The following is a 20043-nucleotide window of genomic DNA, read 5'->3' as shown; positions in this document are numbered from 1 at the left end:
CGAACCCTGGGACCTACTCGGAAATTCGCCACGCCACCACGGTGTTAGTGCTTCACTTCACCTATGGCAACGAATACCGAGCGGTCCCAGGGTTCCGTCGTTTCCGGCTCGACACCGCACCCACCGCGGACGGACTACCTGGTGTTCGGTACCACCGCGGCGATAACCGCCGCCATTCTGGTGTGGGGTCTGCTCGCCGCCGACTCGCTCGAATCCACGACGTCCTCCATCCTGAGCTGGCTGGTGACCAACATCGGGTGGCTGTTCATCATCGCGGCCTCGGGGTTCGTCGTGTTCTCGATCTACCTCGCAGTCAGCAAGTTCGGCAAGATCCCGCTCGGACAAGACGGCGAGAAGCCGGAATTCAAGACCGTCAGCTGGATCGCCATGATGTTCAGCGCCGGCATGGGGATCGGATTGATGTTCTTCGGCGTCGCAGAACCCCTCTCTCACTTCGTCTCTCCGCCACCGGGATCGGACGGCACCGTCGGGGCTGCGATGGCCACGACGATGTTCCACTGGAGCCTGCATCCGTGGTCCATCTACGCGGTGGTCGGCCTCGCCGTGGCCTACGGGACGTATCGACGCGGCCGCAAGCAGCTGATCAGTTCGGCGTTCATCCCCTTGCTCGGGCGCCGCGCGGAGGGCCCCATCGGCAAGGTCATCGACATCCTCGCGATCTTCGCCACCATGTTCGGCACTGCAGCGTCGCTCGGCCTCGGCGCACTTCAGATCGGCTCGGGATTCCAGGTTCTCGGCTGGCTGGGGGAGGCGGGCACGCTGTTGCTCGTCGCGATCGTGGCACTGTTGACGCTCGCATTCGTCGCCTCGGCTGTCTCTGGCGTCGCGAAAGGCATCCAGTGGCTGTCCAACATCAACATGGTGCTGGCGTTGGTTCTCGCGGTCTTCGTCTTCGTCCTCGGACCGACCGTGCTGATCCTCAATCTGATTCCGACGACCATCGGTGACTACGCCAGCCAGCTCGTGCACATGTCGGCTCGGTCCGCAGCGGCCGGCGACGGCGGCGAGACCGCCACCTGGCTGTCGTCGTGGACCATCTTCTACTGGGCGTGGTGGGTGTCCTGGACGCCGTTCGTCGGTATGTTCCTCGCACGAATCAGCCGCGGCCGTACCGTCCGTGAGTTCGTCATCGGCGTGATCCTCGTTCCCAGCACGGTCAGCCTGGTCTGGTTCTCGATCTTCGGTGGCGCCGGGATCGCCGAACAACAGAACGGAATCGATCTCGCCGGCCGGGACAGCAGCGAGTCCCAATTGTTCGGAATGCTCGAAAACCTGCCCGTCGCCGGGATTTCGAGTGTGCTGGTGATGGTGCTCGTGGCCATCTTCTTCGTCTCCGGAGCCGACGCCGCATCGATGGTGATGGGCACGCTGAGCCAACGCGGAAGTCAGGAACCGAGCAGATGGATCGTCGTGTTCTGGGGCGTGCTGACCGGCGGGATCGCCGCGCTGATGCTGTGGACCGGAGGTGCCGACGCATTGAACGGTTTGCAGACCATGACGATCATCGCCGCCGCGCCGTTCGTGCTCGTGATGATCGGGCTGTGCGTCTCGCTCTACCGCGACCTCTCCCGCGACCCCCTTGTGAGTGGAACTCGGACTCCGGGTCGCTCCGCCGGCTCCGCTCCAGGCTTACGTTTCGGCTCACGTGCGGGGAAAGGGGCCTAACGCCAGGACGGCAACCAGAGCTGCTGCTGCCACAGATCAGGAGTGATGGGCATTCCCGTCAGGATCGGCCACAACCAGATGAAGTTCGCCACGACGAGTGCCACGTAGAGACACACGAGCATCAGCCCCGTGCCACGCCGCTCCGCCGACGCGCGCGCCCGGCCGATGATCTGCCCCAGAATCAGTGCGAATCCCATGACCATGAACGGCGCGAGCGCGACAGCGTAGAAGTAGTACATCTGTCGATCCAGCGTGGCGAACCACGGCAGATACGCCGCGCCGTAGCCGGTCAGCACGACGGCGAATCGCCAGTCCCGACGGACCAGCATCATCCACAGGCACCACAGCAGCATCGGTACGGCGAGCCACCACATGGCCGGGGTGCCGATGAGCATGATCGCCTTGACGCACGAGCTCGCCGAGCATCCCTGCACGGTGTCGCCCTCGGCGAAGTAGTACAGCATCGGCCGCAGACCCATCGGCCACGTCCACGGCTTCGACTCCCACGGGTGGACGTTGCCCGCGGAGTTCGTCAGACCCGAGTGGAACGTGAGCACGTTTCCGCTGTAGTACCACAGCGAGCGCAGCGCAGCGGGCACGAACGAGAACGGCCCGTCCGTGCCGATCTGGTTGCCGACGGCATGCCGGTTCACGCTGGTCTCGCTGGCGAACCACCCTGCGTAGGTGCACAGATACACGATCAGCGGGATCACCACCAGCGCGTAGAGCGCAGGACCGATGTCGCGCACTGCCGTGCCGACCCACGGCCGCTGCACCCCGCTCGCACGCCGTGCCGCGAGGTCGAACGCGACCGACAACAACCCGAAGAACACGATGAAGTAGATCCCGGACCACTTGGTTCCGCACGCCAGACCCAACAGGATGCCCGCGCCGAATCTCCACCAGCGCACCCCCATTCGCGGGCCGTACACGCTGGCGGCGATGCGACCCTCCGCCCGGACCTTCGCCATGCGTCGTCGAACGTCGTCTCGGTCGACGACCAGACATCCCATCGCGGCCGTGACGAAGAACGCCAGAAAGATGTCCAACATCCCGATGCGCGACGAGACGAACGTGACACCGTCGACGGTCAGCAGAATGCCGGCGATCGCACCGACCAGAGTCGAGCGAGCAAGACGCCGCACGATCCGAATCACGATCAGTACCAGTAGAGTTCCCGCAACCGCCGCGGAGAACCGCCAGCCCCACCCGTTGTAGCCGAAGAGCGCCTCGCCGACGGCGATCAACTGCTTTCCGACCGGAGGATGAACCACCAATCCGTACCCGGGGTTGTCCTCGATCCCACCACCGGTGAACACCTGCCAGCCCTGCGGCGCGTAATGCTTCTCGTCGAACACCGGAGTACCGGCATCGGTGGGGTAGCGCAGCATCGCGAACCGCGTGACGGCCGCGAGCGCAGTGATCACCAGCGTGACGATCCAGCCCCGCCGACGATCGGTGTCGCGGTAGTAGTCGGCAGCGGGTGTACTCGGCCCCGGACTGACTACGTATCGCTCGGTCGACTCGCGTAGGGCCACACACCGATCGTAGGGGGCGAGGCCCGGTGGAGAAGAATGGGCGCCATGCTGATCCTTGCCGCAACACCGATGGGCGATCTGGGTGACGCGTCCCAGCGACTCCGCGACGCCTTGGCCACGGCCGACGTCGTCGCAGCCGAAGACACCCGCCGGACGAAACAACTGGCCTCGGGGCTCGGGGTCGCCATCACCGGCAAGATCGTCAGCTTCTACGACCAGGTGGAAACGTCCCGGCTTCCCGGACTGGTCGACGCTGTCCGCGACGGCAAGTCCGTCCTGCTCGTCACCGACGCCGGAATGCCGTCGGTGAGCGATCCCGGCTACCGACTCGTCGCCGCATGCGTCGACGCCGACCTACCGGTGACGTGCCTACCCGGCCCGTCCGCCGTCACGACCGCCCTGGCGCTCTCCGGACTGCCCGTCGAACGCTTCTGCTTCGACGGTTTCCCCCCGCGCAAACAAGGCGGCCGACGCCGATTCTTCGAAACCCTGGCCGCCGAATCGCGCGCCTGCGTCTTCTTCGAGGCCCCTCATCGCCTCTCCGACTGCCTCGCCGACGCCGTCGCGGTACTCGGCCCCGATCGCCGCGCCGCGGTCTGCAGAGAGCTCACCAAGACCTACGAAGAGGTCAAGAGAGGCACCCTCGGCGAACTCGCCGACTGGGCCGCCGACGGCGTACGCGGAGAAATCACCGTCGTGCTCGCCGGAGCCGTCGCCGTGGCGTCGGAACCGGAAGACCTCATCGACGACGTCGAGGAGCTGGTGGCGTCGGGCATGCGGTTGAAGGACGCATGTGCCCAACTGGCAGTCGACGGCGTGTCCAAACGGGATCTCTACGAGGCGGTCTTGGCTGCGAGAAGCTCAGCCGACGACTTGCTGACGTAGCCCTTCGGTGGCGGCCGCGAGGATGGTCTTGGTGCCCTTCTTGACGAGGAAACCGGGGATCGGCATCTTCGGGTCGACCGTCAGCGAGAACGTCACGTGCGTTCCCTTGTCGGTCGGCGTGAGGGTGTACTCGCCGTGCTGGGACTTCTGCTGCGAACCCTCGACGAGGTCCCAGACGACTTTGTCCTCCGCCCACGTGTATTCGACGGTCTGCTCGTCGTTGATCCCGAGAATCGATACCGACATCTTCACGTGATGCGGCTTGCCGTCGTCGAATCGGTCGATGATCTCGATCTTCTTGTGGACAGGCGACCACGCGGGCAGCCCTTCGACGTCCATGAGTACGTCCAACACCGCTGCCGGCTCGGCTGCGATGTCGACCTCTGTATCTGCTGTGACTGCCATGAGAAGAAAGGTAACTCAGGCGGAGTCGGCAGTGGCGGACATTGGGCTGTGGGCTTTGACGAATGCGCCGAATTTGCGGACCGCGCGGTGCGCTTCGGGCACGAAGTCCGCGGCCTGGAACACGTGTACCTGGTTGTCCCACACCTGAAGTTCGCAGTCGACGCCTGCTGCGGCGAGACGCTCTGCCATCAGTTCGGCGTCGGCGAGCACCATCTCCGTCGAGCCTGCCTGGATCAGGACCGGGGGTAGGCCGACGAGATCGGCGTCGACGGGTGAAACTCGTGGTCCCCGTTCGCCTTCGACGACGATGCGAGCGTCCACGCGGTCGGCGAGGACCGTCAGGGCGGGTACGGCCCCGGCGGGGAAGACTGCGCACTTCGATGCGTTGGCGTGCTCGAGTTTGCCGCTGGGGTCCATGTCGGTCAGCGGCGACATGGTGGCGATACCAGCCGGTGTCGGTAAGCCGAGATCACGCAGCATCAGGGCGACCATGAAGGCGAGGTACCCGCCTGCGGAGTCGCCGGCGATGACGATCTGGTCGGCGCGGTACCCGGATTCCAGTAAAAAGCGGAAACCGTCGACGCCGTCCTCCACCGCATGGGCAATGGGGTTGCGCGGCATCATCCGGTAGTCGACCGACAGAACGGGGGCGTCGGCGCTGGCCGAGATGCGTGAGGTCAGCCGCCGGTGGCTGTTCAGCCCGCAACAGACGAACGCGCCTCCGTGCAGATAGAGCACCACGCGGTCGTTGGAAACGCCCTCGGCGCGGATCCATTCCGCATCGCACTCGGCGAGCGCGATCTTGCTGTGGCGGGTTCCCTTGAGCGGCGGAACAAGCATTCCCGCGTAGTCGACGAGGCCCATCGGCCACGGAAGAGCGGACGTCTTGGACCACACCGTGAGGAACGGACGAACCGTCAGCTGCAAATATGTCGAGAGAGCGCGCGAATGGATGCTGCGACCGTGCATGTCGAGCCTGGTGGGGACGCCTCTGGGCGTCGGCTGGGGCAGAGCGGTGAGCACGGTGGTCATCGTCCTCGCCTCCATTTCGCGTCTTCTTGGAACTCCTGGTAACGGACAATAACCCGTGACCTAGTCTGTCTAAACATGCGGTCGTGTTCGATGTCACACCGTGATCGAAACTAGGCGGAAAGGTGATCGCAGATGGCGCTCATGCCTGTTACCGAGTCCATGTTCTTGATCGCGGAGTCTCGCGAACACCCTATGCACGTCGGCGGGTTGCAGTTGTTCGTTCCGCCTGGTGACCCCCACGAACTTGCAGAAGAAATCCACAAACAATTCACAACGGGCGACGTCCACGAACTGTTTCGAAAACGTCCTGGCCGACCGGTGAACGTCATGGGAAGCCTCGCCTGGTCGAGGGAAGACGACATCGATTTCGAATATCACGTGAGGCGCGTCGTACTGCCCGCTCCGGGCCGGATTCGAGAACTCTTCCAATTCCTCTCCCTGCACCACAGTGCACCCCTCGACCGGTACCGGCCGATGTGGGAACTGCACATCATCGAGGGCCTCGCCGACGGTCGGATCGCGCTCTACACCAAGGTCCACCACTCGCTCGTCGACGGTGTCTCCGCGCTCAAGCTGATGATGAACACCCTCACCCCCGACCCGGACGACCGCACCGGCGTCGCCACGTGGGATCCGTCGCTGTTCAGGGAGAAGAAGCACAAGGAAGCGCCGGGGGCGCTGGAAAGGGTCTCCGGAGGGCTGTCCCTCGGTCGCAAGCTCGCCGGCGACATCGCGGACTTCGTGCCTGCCGCAGCACGATTGGGCGTACGCGCCGTCCGCAACGAAGGTGCGCAACTGCCGCTGCGTGCCCCGCGAACGATGTTCAACGTGCCGATCGGTGGTGCGCGACGCTTCGCGGCCGAAAGCTGGTCCGTCAGCCGAATGAACGCGGTCGCAAAGGCATTGGACGTGACCCTGAACGACATTCTGCTCGCCATGTGCTCGGGAGCCCTACGGGGATATCTGATCGATCAGGACGCTTTGCCTGACTCGCCCTTGATTGCAATGGTTCCCGTCTCGCTCCGCAAACCAGGCGAGGACAGTGGGCCGGGCAACTCGGTGTCCACCATCCTGTGCAATCTCGGTACACACCAACCGGATCCGCTCGACAGGCTCGCCACCATCACCGACTCCACCGTCAAGGGCAAGGACATGATGCGAGAGTTCAACACTCTCGAATCACTCGCCTTCGGCGCCGTCACCATGCTGCCGCTGCTGTTCGGACCGGTACCCGGCTTCGTCAACAACACCCCGCCGCCGTTCAACGTCATCATCTCCAACGTCCCGGGAACGAAGGACGAACTGTACTGGAACGGCGCCAAACTCGACGGAATCTACCCGGCCTCCATCGTCTGCGACGGCATGGCACTGAACATCACCGTCGCAAGCAACGGCGACTCGCTCAACTTCGGTCTCATCGGCTGCCGCCGCAGCGTCCCACACCTGCAGCGCATGCTCACACACCTGGAGAACTCACTGGAGGAACTGGAAAAAGCCGTATCCGTTGATCCGGCGTAGTCACCCGCCCCCTGCCCTGTCTCGCCCGGCCCCCGTTCGGCATGAATGGCACATGCCAACTGTCCAGACGTTGCTACGGACCATCGATGCCCGAACAGGGGATGAGGGGCGAACCCTCAGGCGTCCTTCACCTCGTACTTGGGGAAGACCGGTGACGGAGCGGGCAATGGCGAACCCGGCACGATGCGGGTGCCGATGTCGGAGAACTGGTTCGCCGGGCCGCCGAGGAGTTCGAGGATGCGAGCGGCCGACCCCGGCATGACGGGCTGGACCAGGATGCCGACGATCCGCAGGACTTCGAGCGTCACGTACAGCACGGTGGCCATACGGTCCGGGTCGGTCTTGCGCAGCACCCACGGTTCCTGCTGGGAGAAGTAGCGGTTGGTCTCGCCGAGTACCGACCAGATCGCTTCCAGTGCCGTGTGCAGCGCTTGAACGTCGAATTCCCGACGGCAGATCTCGAGCAGAGCATCCGCGCGGGCCAACAGGGCTTCGTCGTCGGCCGTGAACGGCCCCGGCGTCGGGACCTTTCCTTCGAGGTTCTTGGCCACCATCGTCAACGAGCGCTGCGCGAGGTTGCCGAGCTCGTTGGACAGGTCGGCGTTCATGCGGGTGACGATGGCCTCGGCGCTGTAGCTGCCGTCCTGGCCGTAGGAGACCTCGCGGAGGAGGAAGAAGCGCAGCGGATCGAGGCCGAACTCGTCGACGAGCGCGAACGGGTCGACGACGTTGCCGACCGACTTCGACATCTTCTCGCCCTTGTTGTTCAGGAATCCGTGGACGAACACGCGCTTCGGCAGTTCGATGCCCGCGGACATGAGGAACGCCGGCCAGTACACGGTGTGGAAGCGCGTGATGTCCTTGCCGATGATGTGCAGGTCGGCCGGCCAGTACTTCGTGAACTTCTCCGACGAGCCGTCCGGGTAGCCGACGCCGGTGAGGTAGTTGGTCAGGGCGTCGACCCAGACGTACATGACGTGCTCGGGATCGTTCGGGACCTGGACACCCCAGTCGAACGTGGTGCGCGAGATCGACAGGTCCTTCAACCCGCCCTTGACGAAGCTGACGATCTCGTTGCGCCGAGTGTTGGGCGCGATGAAGCCCGGGTTGGTCTCGTACAGCTCGAGCAACTTGTCCTGGTACGCCGACAGCTTGAAGAAGTATGTCGACTCCTCGGTCCACTCCACCGGCGTGTTCGTCTCGGTGGCGACGCGGGTCCCGTCGTCGGCGACGGTCGTTTCGCCCTCGGTGTAGAACGCCTCGTCGCGCACCGAGTACCACCCGGAGTACGTGTCCAGGTAGATGTCACCGCGTTCGACCATCTTCGACCAGATCGCCTTGCTTGCCTCGTGGTGATCGGCGTCCGTCGTGCGGATGAATCGGTCGTAGGAGATGCCGAGTGTCTCGTCGAGCTTCTTGAACACGTCCGAGTTGCGTGTCGCGAGGTCGCGGACGTCGATGCCTTCCTTGACGGCCGTCTGCTGCATCTTCAGGCCGTGCTCGTCCGTGCCGGTCAAGAACATGACGTCGTATCCGTCGAGTCGCTTGAATCGAGCGATCACGTCCGTCGAGATGTACTCGTATGCGTGGCCGATGTGCGGGACACCGTTGGGGTACGCAATGGCGGTCGTGACGTAGAAGGTGGGCCGTGAGGCATCAGCTGGCGCAGTCATGGTGCGCCTACTCTATCGACGTGAGTAGAGAACGTCCTGCACCACCTTTGCCGGAGGCGCTGTCGCCGCTCGTCGACGCGCACACACACCTCGATGCCTGCGGCGCATCCGACGCCGCGAGCGTGGCCGAGATCCTGGATCGGGCCGAGTCCGTCGGCGTCGGGAGAGTCGTGACCGTCGCCGACGACCTCGAGGCCGCGCGCTTCGCCGTCGACGCCGCGAACTGGGATTCGCGGGTCTGGGCGGCCGTCGCGATTCACCCCACGCGGGCGAACGTGCTGGACGACGACGTCAAGGCGGAAATCGAGCGGTTGGCGTCGAATCCGCGGGTCGTGGCCGTCGGCGAAACGGGGCTCGACTACTACTGGCCGGGCAAGCTCGACGGATGCGCGACCGTCCCCGAGCAGCAGGACGGTTTTCGCTGGCACATCGACCTCGCGAAGCGGCTCGGTAAGCCGTTGATGATCCACAACCGCGAGGCCGACGACGACCTGCTGTCCGTGTTGAAGGACGAGGGCGCGCCGGAGACGGTGATCTTCCATTGCTTCTCCTCGGGTCCGGACACCGCGCGAGCGTGCATCGATGCGGGCTACGTGCTCAGCCTGTCCGGCACGGTCAGCTTCAAGAACGCCCATGCACTGCGCGAAGCGGCCGTGCTCATTCCCGACGGTCAGCTTTTGGTCGAGACCGACGCACCGTTCCTGACGCCGCATCCGTTCCGCGGTGCACCGAACGAGTCGTACTGCCTGCCGTACACAGTGCGTGCCTTGGCGGACATCCGCGGCGACGATCCGGACGAGCTGGCGTCGCACGTCACTGCCAACGCCGAGCGGGTGTACGGCCTCTCCTGACGTTACTTTCGCTCACCTTCCAGTCATCCGCTCGTGTTGCAACCTGTGCGAGTGACTGAAACGTGTGCGGCAGCGGCCCCGGGTGACCGAATGTGACATTCGCTCCGGTGAGGGCGAGCAGAGTTGCGGTAGCTCCATCAATTCGTTACCGTACCGTGATCCAGCCGACGGGCTCTGCCCGAAGAACTCAGGAATTGCTTGTGTCCAGTATTGCCCGCCTGAACTCCTCCAGGTCCACGATGTTGTACCTGGTGGTCGCTGCGCTGCTGGCCACTCTGATCGTCGGGGGCGCCACCGCGGTCGCACGTCACAAAACGGTGACGATCGACGTCGATGGCGAAATGATCACGCTCAGCACCATGACGGGAGACGTCAACGGTGCTCTGCAGGCCGCAGGCTACGAAACAGGCGACAAGGACCTCGTAGCACCCTCGGGTGACTCGGAATTGTCGGATGGTGAGACGGTCGTCCTCCGTCGCGCTCGTGAGCTCAGTGTGACGGTGGACGGCCGGCCTCAGCAGATCTGGACGACGGCTCTGACCGTCGACGAGGCGTTGCAGCAGATGGATCTGGCCGAGGACGTGCACGTGTCCGCGTCGCGCGGCGAACGTCTTCCGCTCGAAGGCACCGAACTGGACGTGGCGCTGCCCAAGGCAGTGTCCCTGGTCGACGGCGCCGCACCTGCCGCACCGCTGACCCTGGCTGCGCCCACCGTGCGTGAGTTCCTGGAGGAAGCGGGCAAACCGCTCGAGCAGGCCGACACCGTGACCCCCGCGCCGGACGAGAAAGTCGAGGACGGCACCGAGATCGTCGTCACCCGTGACCGTACCGAGACCAAGACCGAGACCACCGACGTCGAGCCTCCGGAGCAGCGCATCGAGGACCCGACGATGAACATGTCCAGGACCGTCGTCGAGAATCCAGGTTCGCCCGGCGTCTCCGACATCACCTGGGAAATCAACACCGTCAACGGCCAGGAAGTAGGCCGCGAGAAGGTCGACGAGGACATCCAGGTTCCCGCGCAGCCCAAGGTCGTGCGTGTCGGAGCGAAACCGGGCACCGAGGTCCCGCCCGTCGAGAACGGTGCGATCTGGGATGCACTCGCGCAGTGCGAGGCGACCGGCAACTGGGCCATCAACACCGGCAACGGTTTCTTCGGCGGCGTGCAGTTCGACCAGAACACCTGGGAGCGCCAGGGCGGACTGAAGTACGCCCCGCGCGCGGACCTGGCCACCCGCGAGGAGCAGATCGCCATCGCGTCCGTCACGCAGAAGTCCCAGGGTTGGGGCGCATGGCCCGCGTGCACCTCGCGACTCGGCTATCGGTGACGAACCATCGAGTGACGGGTGCGTAGAGTTTTCACAGTGTCCGAACATGTGAGAGAACCCGCGGCGCTGCTCGGACCCGCGGAAGTACGGTCTCTCGCCGCAGAACTGGATGTCCGTCCCACCAAGCAACTCGGACAGAACTTCGTCCACGACGCCAACACCGTCCGACGCATCGTCGCCTCGGCGGGTGTCGGGGGAGCGGACACCGTGCTCGAGGTCGGTCCCGGACTCGGCTCGCTGACGCTGGCGCTGCTCGATGTCGCCGACGCTGTGATCGCGGTCGAGATCGATCCCAAGCTCGCTGCCCGCTTGCCGCAGACGGCAGCCGAACGAGCGCCGTCACACGCCGACCAGTTGACCGTCGTCGAGTTCGACGCGCTTCGGGTCACTGCTGCGGACATTCCCGGTGAACCGTCTGCTCTGGTCGCGAACCTCCCGTACAACGTCGCGGTTCCGGTTCTGCTGCACCTGTTCTCGCAGTTGCCTACGCTGCGCACTGCGCTGGTGATGGTGCAGGCCGAGGTTGCGGACAGGCTCGCGGCGGACCCGGGAAGCAAGATCTACGGAATCCCGAGCGTCAAGGCCAACTTCTTCGGCACCGTCAAACGTGCAGGCTCCGTCGGGCGTTCGGTGTTCTGGCCGGTGCCCAAGGTCGAATCAGGACTGGTTCGTATCGATCGGTATGCCGAGCCTCCGTGGCCGATGGACGACGAGCACCGCCGTCGTGTCTTCGCCGTCGTCGACGCAGCCTTCGCGCAGCGCCGAAAGACGTTGAGAGCAGCGCTCGCCGGATGGGCGGGTTCGCCGGCCGAGGCGGAGCGGCGTCTGCGTGAAGCCGACATCGACCCCAGTGCTCGCGGGGAAACCATCGACGCCGCAGCATTCGTGAGGTTGGCGGGCACTCGAGCCTGAGGGTTCACCCCTCCATCGCTCGACTGGCCCATTCATACGATCTGTCAGCTAGTGGGCGACATTCAGGCGCACACTCGCCAGATACCGCTCACTGAGAAGGCTGTGCCGCTGAGCCACTTTCAGGCATTCGTCGCGCAGTTCGGGCGGGTCGAGGACGGTGAACGGGGTGTCGAAGGCCGAGAGCCATCGTGCGATGGAGGCGAGTGAGTCACCGGACAGAATGAGTGTGCACGTGTCCTCCGAGCCGGATTCGAGAGTGCCCCACTGCTCGTCGACCATCGGTGCGATAGTTTCGATGGATGCCGCCAGCTCGATGCGTGCCTGCACTCGGCTGAAGGTGCGGTCGATTCCGGCGGCGACGAATGCCGCGGCCCCGCCGTCGGGAAGTGGTCGCGGGGTGAATCGTGGGCCGGTGGGGATCTTGGGTTCGAGCCTGTCCACGCGGAAGGAACGCCAGTCTTCGCGCATCAGGTCCCACCCGAGCAGGTACCAGCGTGCCCCCGAACGCACGAGGCTGTAGGGCTCGACTTCGCGACGGGCTTCGGTGCCGTCGTGGCGTCGGTAGTCGAACCTGAGGCGTTCGTGGTTGTGGCAGACCCCGGCGACGGTCGACAGCACCGTGGCGTCCACCGCGGACATCGCCGGGCGTTCGACGACGTCGATCCTCAGTGCATCGAGCCGGTGCTGTATGCGCGATGGCATCACCTGGCGCAACTTGGTCAGCGCGCGCAGCGACGCCTCCCCGATGCCCGCTACGGAGCCACCTGCTGCGGACTGGAGGCCGAAGGCGACGGCGAGGGCTTCGTCGTCGTCGAGGAGGAGTGGAGGCATCTCGGCTCCGGCGCCGAGTTGATAACCGCCGCCCACCCCGGCCGTCGCGTTCACGGGGTATCCGATCTCCCGGAGTTTGTCGACGTCGCGGCGGACGGTGCGCGGTGTGACGTTCAACCTGTCGGCCAGGTCGGCGCCGGCCCAGTCACGACGTGTCTGGAGCAGTGACAGCAGCTTGAGCAGCCGCGCAGATGTTTCCCGCATGGGTCCGATGATGACAGGTATTGCGGACGGATGCTGTCCTCGAACCGATGCTCGATTAGTCTTGAACACCGTGCTCTCCGTTGTCCACAGTCCCGTTGTCGTTCGGGCTCCGTCCAAGGTCAACCTGCATCTGTCCGTGGGTGACCTCCGCGAGGACGGTTACCACGAACTGACGACCGTCTTTCAGGCACTCTCGCTGTCCGACGAGGTCTCGGTGGTGCCGTCGCAGGGGCTGAAGGTGATCGTCAAGGGCGCCGACGCGAAGAGTGTGCCGACGGACGAGCGGAACCTCGTGTGGAAGGCCGCTGTGCTTCTGGCGGACAAGGTGGGGCGTGAGCCGCTGGTCGAGATCACCATCGACAAGGGCATTCCCGTCGCGGGTGGAATGGCCGGTGGTAGTTCCGATGCTGCAGCGACCCTCGTCGCACTCGATTCCCTGTGGAAGTTGGACCTCTCGCGCAGCGAACTCAGCGATCTCGCCGCGCAACTCGGCAGCGATGTCCCGTTCGTTCTGCACGGCGGAACAGCGGTGGGGACCGGTCGCGGCGAGAAGCTGCTTCCGGTGCTGTCTCGCAACAGTTTCCACTGGGTGCTGGCGCTGGCCAAGGGCGGCTTGCAGACTCCCTCCGTCTTCGCGGAACTGGACGAGCTGAGGGCGAAAGGCGATCCGCCCCGGTTAGGTGATCCGGATGCGTTGATGCAGGCATTGGTGAGCGGCGACGCGCACGCTCTCGCTCCGCTTCTGGGCAACGATCTCCAGGCCGCGGCGGTGTCGCTCCTTCCTCAGTTGCGCCGCACGTTGCGTGCAGGTCTGACCGCAGGTGCCCTGGCCGGGATAGTGTCCGGGTCCGGTCCCACCTGCGCATTTCTCTGCGCCGACTCCGATACCGCGGTGTCGGTCGGTGCTGAACTCTCCGGTGCAGGCGTCTGCCGTACCGTGCGTGTCGCGAGCGGACCCGTTCCCGGCGCTCGTGTTGTCACTAGTGAATCGATTGGTTTCCCCTGATGGTCAATCTCGTCAATCTCGAAAACGTCTCCAAGTCCTTCGGCGTCAAACCGCTGCTCGACGGCGTCTCGCTCGGTGTTCAGGAGGGCGAGCGCATCGGTATGGTCGGCCTCAACGGAGGCGGCAAGACAACCACTCTCGAAGTGCTCGCAGGTCTCGAACCGCCGGATTCCGGGCGCGTCAGCCGCGTCGGCGGGCTGCGGATGGCCGTCGTGACGCAGCGTGGGGTTCTGCCGCCGGGATCGACCGTCGGACAGGTCGTTCTGGATCCGCTCGGCATGGCCGAGCACGAGTGGGCGGGTGATTCGCGGGTCCGCAACATCCTGACCGGCATCGGTATCGCGGACCTCGGTCCGGCGGGCAGCTCGGGTCTCGACGCCACCATCGACAACCTGTCCGGCGGCGAGCGTCGCCGAGTCGCGTTGGCGGCGGCTCTGGTCCAGGATCTGGATCTGCTGGTGCTGGACGAGCCGACCAACCACCTCGACGTCGAGGGTGTGCAATGGCTTGCGGCGCATCTGGTGTCGCGACGCAGTGCGCTCGTCGTCGTGACGCACGATCGGTGGTTCCTCGACACCGTGGCCAACCAGACGTGGGAGGTCGTGGGCGGCAAGGTCGAGACGTACGAGGGTGGGTACAACGACTGGATCTTCGCGCGCGCCGAACGTGCACGCCAGGCCGATGCGTCGGAAGAGCGTCGTCGAAACCTCGCACGTAAAGAACTTGCCTGGTTGCGACGCGGTGCTCCGGCTCGAACGTCCAAGCCCAAGTACAGAATCGAAGCCGCCGAAGCCCTCATCGCCGACGTGCCTGCTCCTCGAGACTCCGTGGCGTTGGCGTCCTTCGCCAAGCGCAGGCTCGGACGTGTCGTCATCGAACTCGAGGACGCTCGCCTCGAAACTCCCGACGGCCGTGAGCTGGTGAAGGATTTCACGTGGCGCCTGGCGCCGGGTGAGCGCGTCGGGCTCGTCGGCGTCAACGGTTCCGGCAAGACCACGCTGCTGCGTACCCTCGCCGGCGAGCTGGAACCGGCGACCGGCAAGAGGATTCAAGGTCAGACCGTGGAGATCGGTTGGCTGAGGCAGGAATTGGACGATCTGCCGAAGAACCTCCGCGTACTCGACGCCGTGAAGGAAGTAGCCGAGCGAATCACCCTCGGCGACAAGGAGATCTCCGCCGGTCAGCTGGCTGAACGGTTGGGCTTCACCCCCGCCCGTCAGCGCACGCCCGTCGGTGATCTGTCCGGCGGTGAACGTCGCAGGCTCCAGCTGACGCGTGTGCTCATGGCCGAGCCGAACGTGCTGTTGCTCGACGAGCCGACCAACGACCTGGACATCGACACGCTCCAGCAGCTGGAGGATCTGCTCGACGGCTGGGCCGGAACACTCGTGGTGATCAGTCACGACCGCTACCTGATCGAACGTATCTGTGATTCGACGTGGGCGCTGTTCGGTGACGGCAAGCTCACCAACCTGCCCGGTGGGATCGAGGAGTACCTGCGGCGGCGTGCGGTGCTCGCGGCCGAAGCAACGCCGGATTCCTTGACGACCGGGGGTACGGCAAAGAAGGCCGTCCGCGACGCAGCCTCGGAGCGGGCAGCGCGTAAGGAGCTGAGCAAGCTCGAGAAGCTGGTGGTCCGATTGTCGGATCGCGAGATCGCGCTGCACGCGGAACTCGCGGAAGCGGCCACGGATCCGAGCAAGCTCGTGGAACTCGACACCGAGTTGAAGAAGGTCCTGGCGGACAAGGACGTCGCCGAGGAACGCTGGATGGAACTGGCTGCCGAGCTCGACTGACCTACGTGAGTGGCTTCGAGGTGCCTGTGGTCACTCCGCGGGCTCCGCTCCTGCCCCTGCCCTACATTTCCACTCACATAGGGTGGGGTGCATGAACCCGACGCTGGTGCTCATGGACCCCGAGCGAGTCCGGCAATGGCTCGGCGGTACCAGGGAACGGTACGTCGCCGAGCGCGTCGCGACGGGAGAGACGCAGGCCGAGGCGGAAGCCAATGCGGAGATCTCCTATCGGCTCACCTTCCCCGGCGGAGTGCCCACGCCGACCCAACGCATCTTCGACGTGTTCGACGACGACGTGCGCGTCGGTTACCTGTGGATCGCTCCGCGAAACGACGCGGAACCGCTGCACTGGTGGGTGTGGGACATCGAGATCGACGAGGTGTTCCGCGGCAGGGGGCTCGGTCGGGCGACGATGAAACTGGCGGAGGATGCTGCACGGGCGGAGGGTGCTGTGTCGTTGGGGCTCAACGTCTTCGGTGGCAACGCCGTCGCTCGGCAGTTGTACACCTCGTTGGACTATCGAGAAACGTCGATTCAGATGAGGAAAGATCTATGACATCCGTTGTGCGTACCGCTCTCGGAAGCGAGTTCGAGAAGCTCCATCCTAAGGTGCAGTGGAGGTTCGGTCTCGCATCCGGAGACCACCGCTGCCAGCTCGGCGTCGGTGTCATGGAGGAGATGCGGCACTCCAAGTTGATCCCGCCGCCGGTGTTGTGGCTCGGTGGAAAGCGTGGGCTGTTTCCCGGTGGGCGGGGGGTGGACGTGCCGTTCACGATCGAAAACTATGCGTATGTCGACGCCGTCGGCCGCGAGACCATGGCTTTCATACGACGGTTTGCGTTCGTCGGATCACCTCAGGGGATGAACTCCGTGATGGTGACGCCCGCTCGTACGCCCGGCGCGGACTTCGCGCTGGACTACCTCGGCTTCTCCTCGGACATGATTGTCCGGACGACGTGCTCGGTCGACTCCGCCGGTGGCCTCGTCCTGGAGAGCGGTGCACCGCGGGTACTGGGAATCAGCATTCCGCAGTTGGCGTCTGCCCTGACCTCCGCGCGGGAGTGGTGGGACGAGGACGAACAGAAGCACCGGGTGCAGATCGACGTCACGAGCCCGGTGCTGGGCACTCTGTTCCACTATCACGGCTGGTTCACCGCAGAAGAACGCGAGTGCGCTCCAGCCGACATCCCGGCCGGAGCACACCCGTCGAAGCTGGTGGAACGGGAGTGACCTAGCGGGTCAGCGGTAACCCTTGGCCGGGTTCAGCAGGTCGAGAACGATGGTCTGGCCGTTGGACCGGACGTGAATCTCGGGGTTCTGCAGACCGCCGGACACCAGGTACTCACCGAGGAGCTGCAGCAGCTCGTCCGGGCCGACGGACGTGTCAGGGGTGCGAATGTCGCCGGTGCGGCTACCGAGCTCGTTCTGGGTGAGGCGGCCCGCGATGCGCACGGACGCGACGCCCATGGCGGTACGGCGGTCAGGGGCTCCGCCGCGGCCGGCGGCCGTGGACGTCGAGCCCGACGAGTGGGTGGAACGGCCATTGGTGGGCAGGCCGTGCTCGGAGATCTGATCGCTAGTAGTCACTTCAACCTCGTTCGAATCCTTGGAGGGCTGCTTCGGCGTCGTGCTTTCGGGTTCTTGCTTCGTCTCGGCCTTCGATGCGGAGTTCTCGGTCGACTTCGCTGCTGCTGGGTCCGCAGCGGCACTGTCTGTCGCCGCGTCCGAGGGAGAGTTCGACTTGGACGCCGAGACGCCACTGGCCAGCTTGGGAGTAGGCGTGCTCAGACGATGAGCCGGCGCCTGGCCGATCTTGATTCCCGCCAGCGGATAGCTGGATCCCTGCGTCATAGCGAGCCCTGCGTCATATCCAACCCCACATCAGAAGCGTCAAACTCTACGATTTCCGAGGAAAACCTACTCGAAGTCCGTTCGGACCACCGAAGAATAACACTTCACCCGTTTAGGCGGAGATTTTCGAAGTACCGTTCGCCTTCTGAATGCGCAGCCACACCACGAAACCCCAGGCCACGAAGGCTGCATACACAAGATACAGAAATGCGGACGGGTAGAAACCGGCACGGAACAGCAGCGGCACACCCACCACATCGACGCCTATCCAGATCAGCCAGAATTCGGTGATTCCCCGTGCCATGCCGAACGTCGCAAGCAAGGATCCGGTGAAGATCCACGCGTCGGCCCATTTGCCGTAGGACCCGAGATAGCCGAACAGTTGGGCGAACGCCGCGGTGCCGACGACCATCACCGCGATCATCGCGATGCGTTCCTTCGCCGACGCCCACCGCGGCAACACCGCCGTCTTGCGAGCCCGCGAGGTGCGCAGCCACTGCGACCAGCCGTAGACACTGACCGCGATGAACAGCAACTGCCGCCCGGCCTGGCCGTAGAGATCCAACGCCTGCGGGGTGTGGAAGGCGCCGCCGAGGAACACGGTGAACAGCAAAGCGTTCCCGATGATCCCCACCGGCCACGCCCACACCACTCGTCGCATTCCCCCGATCGCCGACGCCAGACCGAAACCGTTACCGACGATCTCGCGCCACAGGATGGGGTGTCCCGCGATGGAGACCTGCGCGTCGAGCAGCCCGAGGAGCACTATTCGCCTGCGGCGACGAGAGGCTCCAGCGTCAATTCGGGCATTTCCTTCTCGAGGTACTGCAGGCGCCACTTGTCGCTGACCAGAGCCAGCAACGCGCCGTCGGTACGAGTGAAGACCTCGACGCCGCGCTGGCGACCGAGTTCGACGGCGGATTCCGTGTCGGTGCGGCGTGCGACGGAGTACCCGAGTGGTTCGAGCCGCGCGTCGACGCCGAACTCGGACTTCATGCGCGCGGTGACCACCTCGAACTGCATCGGCCCGACGGCGGCGAGGACAGGGGAGGCGTCGCCGCGAATATCGTTGCGCAACACCTGAACCACGCCTTCGGAGTCCATCTGTTCCACGGCGCGACGGAACTTCTTGTACTTGTCCGCGCTGTCGACGCGCAGGGCAGCGAAGTGCTCGGGCGCGAAGGACGGGATCGGCGGAAACTCCACCTTCTTGTCGGTGAAGAGGGTGTGGCCGGGTGCCAACGCGGTCGCGTTGACCAAGCCGACGACGTCACCGGGGTAGGCGTTCTCCACGGTGGTGCGTTCGCGGCCGAACACCGTCAGCGCGTACTTCGTCGTGAACGGTTTACCGGTCTGCGCGTGGGTGACCACCATGCCGCGCTCGAACACGCCGGACACGACGCGCATGAACGCCAACCGGTCGCGGTGCGCGGTGTCCATTCCCGCCTGGACCTTGAAGACGACGGCGCTGAAGGGATCGGTGACGTCTCGGACACCGCCCTTGACGTCGTCACGCGGGCCGGGTGCGGGCGCGAGAGCGACTAGCGTGTCGAGAATCTGGCGGACACCGAAGTTCAGCATCGCGGAACCGAAGATCACCGGCGACGTCTGACCTGCCAGGAACAGTTCCTGGTCGTGAGCTTGCCCGCTCGAGACGAGCAGTTCGCTCTCCTCGAGAGCGGTCTCCCATTCGTCACCCTCGCGGGCGGCCGCGGCGTCGGCGTCGAGCAATTCCTCGGGGGCGATGGTCGCGCCGCCCGCGGTTCGGGTGAACCGAATGTAGTTGCCTGCGCGGACGTCGAGCAGACCGCGGAAGTCGCCCGCGATACCGACGGGCCAGTACAGGGGCGTCGGCGTCAGACCGATGCGCTGCTCGATCTCGTCGAGAAGCTCCAGTGGCGACTGGCCGGGCCGGTCCCACTTGTTGATGACGGTGATGACCGGGATACCGAACTGCCGGCACACCTGGAAGAGCTTGAGGGTCTGTGGTTCGAGGCCTTTGGCGGCGTCGATGAGCATGACCGCGGCGTCGACGGCCGTCAGGACGCGGTAGGTGTCCTCGGAGAAGTCGGCGTGACCAGGGGTGTCCACGAGGTTGATGACGTTGGTGTCGTCGACGGCGGCATCGACCTGGTAGTTGAACTGCAATGCCGTCGAACTGACCGAGATACCGCGCGCCTTCTCCATCTCCATCCAGTCGGAGACGGTGGAGCGCCTGCCCGCCTTGCCGTGGATCGCGCCTGCCTCGGAAATGACACGAGCGTGCAGCGCCAGGGCCTCGGTGAGCGTCGACTTACCGGCGTCGGGGTGGGAGATGACGGCGAACGTCCGGCGCCTGGAGACCTCGGCGGGAAGTTCCTTGTGTGCGTTCTTGGGGGCCGACTCGGCGGGCGCAGTGTTGGTCTCGACCGAATCCGGCGTACTCAAGCGAACCTCTTCTATTCACGGGGGCGGTGTTGCCGGTACCAGGGTACTCGTGGTCGTTCGTACGTTTTCTCGGGTAACGGCTCCGCGGGCATGCGAATTT

The 20043-nt window shown here is 65.0% G+C and carries 18 protein-coding genes; 10 read left to right on the top strand and 8 right to left on the bottom strand.

The window, feature by feature from the left end; translation table 11 throughout:
• Positions 1–63 precede the first annotated feature (63 nt).
• Positions 64–1686 carry a BCCT family transporter gene (locus CH293_RS03400; RefSeq protein WP_241483797.1) on the top strand — a complete coding sequence of 541 codons (1623 nt, stop codon included), beginning with the start codon at positions 64–66 and terminating at the stop codon, positions 1684–1686.
• On the opposite strand, the gene CH293_RS03395 is transcribed toward CH293_RS03400, so the two are convergent.
• Positions 1683–3224 carry a dolichyl-phosphate-mannose--protein mannosyltransferase gene (locus CH293_RS03395; protein WP_094719379.1) on the bottom strand — a complete coding sequence of 514 codons (1542 nt, stop codon included), beginning with the start codon at positions 3222–3224 and terminating at the stop codon, positions 1683–1685. The genes CH293_RS03400 and CH293_RS03395 overlap by 4 nt on opposite strands.
• 36 nt (positions 3225–3260) lie before the next feature.
• Here CH293_RS03395 and rsmI point away from each other — a divergent pair, with 36 nt between their 5' ends.
• Complete coding sequence (rsmI, locus tag CH293_RS03390) at positions 3261–4109, top strand: 16S rRNA (cytidine(1402)-2'-O)-methyltransferase (protein WP_094719378.1); 849 nt, start codon at positions 3261–3263, stop codon at positions 4107–4109.
• Here rsmI and CH293_RS03385 read toward each other — a convergent pair.
• Complete coding sequence (locus CH293_RS03385) at positions 4086–4514, bottom strand: SRPBCC family protein (RefSeq protein ID WP_037110647.1); 429 nt, start codon at positions 4512–4514, stop codon at positions 4086–4088. The genes rsmI and CH293_RS03385 overlap by 24 nt on opposite strands.
• Positions 4515–4529: 15 nt before the next feature.
• The gene (locus CH293_RS03380) at positions 4530–5546 is read right to left on the bottom strand and encodes an alpha/beta hydrolase (RefSeq protein ID WP_255122684.1); all 1017 of its coding nucleotides are present in this window, start codon (positions 5544–5546) and stop codon (positions 4530–4532) included.
• Positions 5547–5678: 132 nt separating this feature from the next.
• Between CH293_RS03380 and CH293_RS03375 the strand changes: the two genes are divergently transcribed.
• Positions 5679–7064, top strand: coding sequence for a wax ester/triacylglycerol synthase family O-acyltransferase (locus CH293_RS03375; RefSeq protein WP_094719376.1), 1386 nt, complete (start codon positions 5679–5681; stop codon positions 7062–7064).
• A gap of 116 nt (positions 7065–7180) precedes the next feature.
• Here CH293_RS03375 and metG read toward each other — a convergent pair whose 3' ends face one another.
• On the bottom strand, positions 7181–8737 hold the full coding sequence (metG, locus tag CH293_RS03370) for a methionine--tRNA ligase (protein ID WP_094719375.1): 1557 nt from the start codon (positions 8735–8737) through the stop codon (positions 7181–7183).
• Positions 8738–8757: 20 nt separating this feature from the next.
• Between metG and CH293_RS03365 the strand changes: the two genes are divergently transcribed.
• From CH293_RS03365 to rsmA, 3 genes are all read left to right on the top strand, one after another.
• Complete coding sequence (locus CH293_RS03365) at positions 8758–9588, top strand: TatD family hydrolase (protein ID WP_037110651.1); 831 nt, start codon at positions 8758–8760, stop codon at positions 9586–9588.
• A gap of 200 nt (positions 9589–9788) precedes the next feature.
• A complete protein-coding gene (locus CH293_RS03360; protein ID WP_094719374.1) occupies positions 9789–10916 on the top strand; it encodes a resuscitation-promoting factor in 1128 nt (375 codons plus the stop codon).
• Positions 10917–10952: 36 nt separating this feature from the next.
• A complete protein-coding gene (gene rsmA, locus CH293_RS03355; RefSeq protein WP_094719373.1) occupies positions 10953–11828 on the top strand; it encodes a 16S rRNA (adenine(1518)-N(6)/adenine(1519)-N(6))-dimethyltransferase RsmA in 876 nt (291 codons plus the stop codon).
• A 48-nt stretch (positions 11829–11876) separates the two neighbouring features.
• Here rsmA and CH293_RS03350 read toward each other — a convergent pair whose 3' ends face one another.
• Positions 11877–12863, bottom strand: coding sequence for a YafY family protein (locus tag CH293_RS03350; protein ID WP_094719372.1), 987 nt, complete (start codon positions 12861–12863; stop codon positions 11877–11879).
• 70 nt (positions 12864–12933) lie between these two features.
• On the opposite strand from CH293_RS03350, the gene CH293_RS03345 reads away from it, so the two are divergent.
• The 4 genes from CH293_RS03345 to CH293_RS03330 all read left to right on the top strand — a co-directional run bounded on the left by CH293_RS03345 (position 12934) and on the right by CH293_RS03330 (position 16895).
• Complete coding sequence (locus CH293_RS03345) at positions 12934–13869, top strand: 4-(cytidine 5'-diphospho)-2-C-methyl-D-erythritol kinase (protein ID WP_176459896.1); 936 nt, start codon at positions 12934–12936, stop codon at positions 13867–13869.
• Positions 13869–15665, top strand: coding sequence for an ABC-F family ATP-binding cassette domain-containing protein (locus CH293_RS03340; protein ID WP_037110656.1), 1797 nt, complete (start codon positions 13869–13871; stop codon positions 15663–15665). The genes CH293_RS03345 and CH293_RS03340 overlap by 1 nt, the downstream gene beginning before the upstream one ends.
• Positions 15666–15756: 91 nt before the next feature.
• Complete coding sequence (locus CH293_RS03335; protein ID WP_037110657.1) at positions 15757–16221, top strand: N-acetyltransferase; 465 nt, start codon at positions 15757–15759, stop codon at positions 16219–16221.
• Positions 16218–16895 carry a DUF4166 domain-containing protein gene (locus tag CH293_RS03330; RefSeq protein ID WP_094719370.1) on the top strand — a complete coding sequence of 226 codons (678 nt, stop codon included), beginning with the start codon at positions 16218–16220 and terminating at the stop codon, positions 16893–16895. The genes CH293_RS03335 and CH293_RS03330 overlap by 4 nt, the downstream gene beginning before the upstream one ends.
• 9 nt (positions 16896–16904) lie before the next feature.
• Here CH293_RS03330 and CH293_RS03325 read toward each other — a convergent pair whose 3' ends face one another.
• The 3 genes from CH293_RS03325 to CH293_RS03315 all read right to left on the bottom strand — a co-directional run bounded on the left by CH293_RS03325 (position 16905) and on the right by CH293_RS03315 (position 19943).
• Positions 16905–17516, bottom strand: a complete 612-nt coding sequence (locus CH293_RS03325; protein WP_037110659.1) for a hypothetical protein — start codon at positions 17514–17516, stop codon at positions 16905–16907.
• Positions 17517–17628: 112 nt separating this feature from the next.
• Entirely contained in the window at positions 17629–18282 is a 654-nt protein-coding gene (gene pnuC / locus CH293_RS03320; protein WP_037110660.1) for a nicotinamide riboside transporter PnuC, read from the bottom strand.
• A complete protein-coding gene (locus CH293_RS03315; RefSeq protein WP_019664546.1) occupies positions 18282–19943 on the bottom strand; it encodes a peptide chain release factor 3 in 1662 nt (553 codons plus the stop codon). The genes pnuC and CH293_RS03315 overlap by 1 nt, the downstream gene beginning before the upstream one ends.
• Between the last annotated feature and the right edge of the window lie 100 nt (positions 19944–20043).

The sequence above is a fragment of the Rhodococcus sp. 14-2470-1b genome, from assembly GCF_002259415.1.
Taxonomy (GTDB): domain Bacteria; phylum Actinomycetota; class Actinomycetes; order Mycobacteriales; family Mycobacteriaceae; genus Rhodococcoides.
This window is presented reverse-complemented; position numbering and strand designations above follow the sequence as displayed.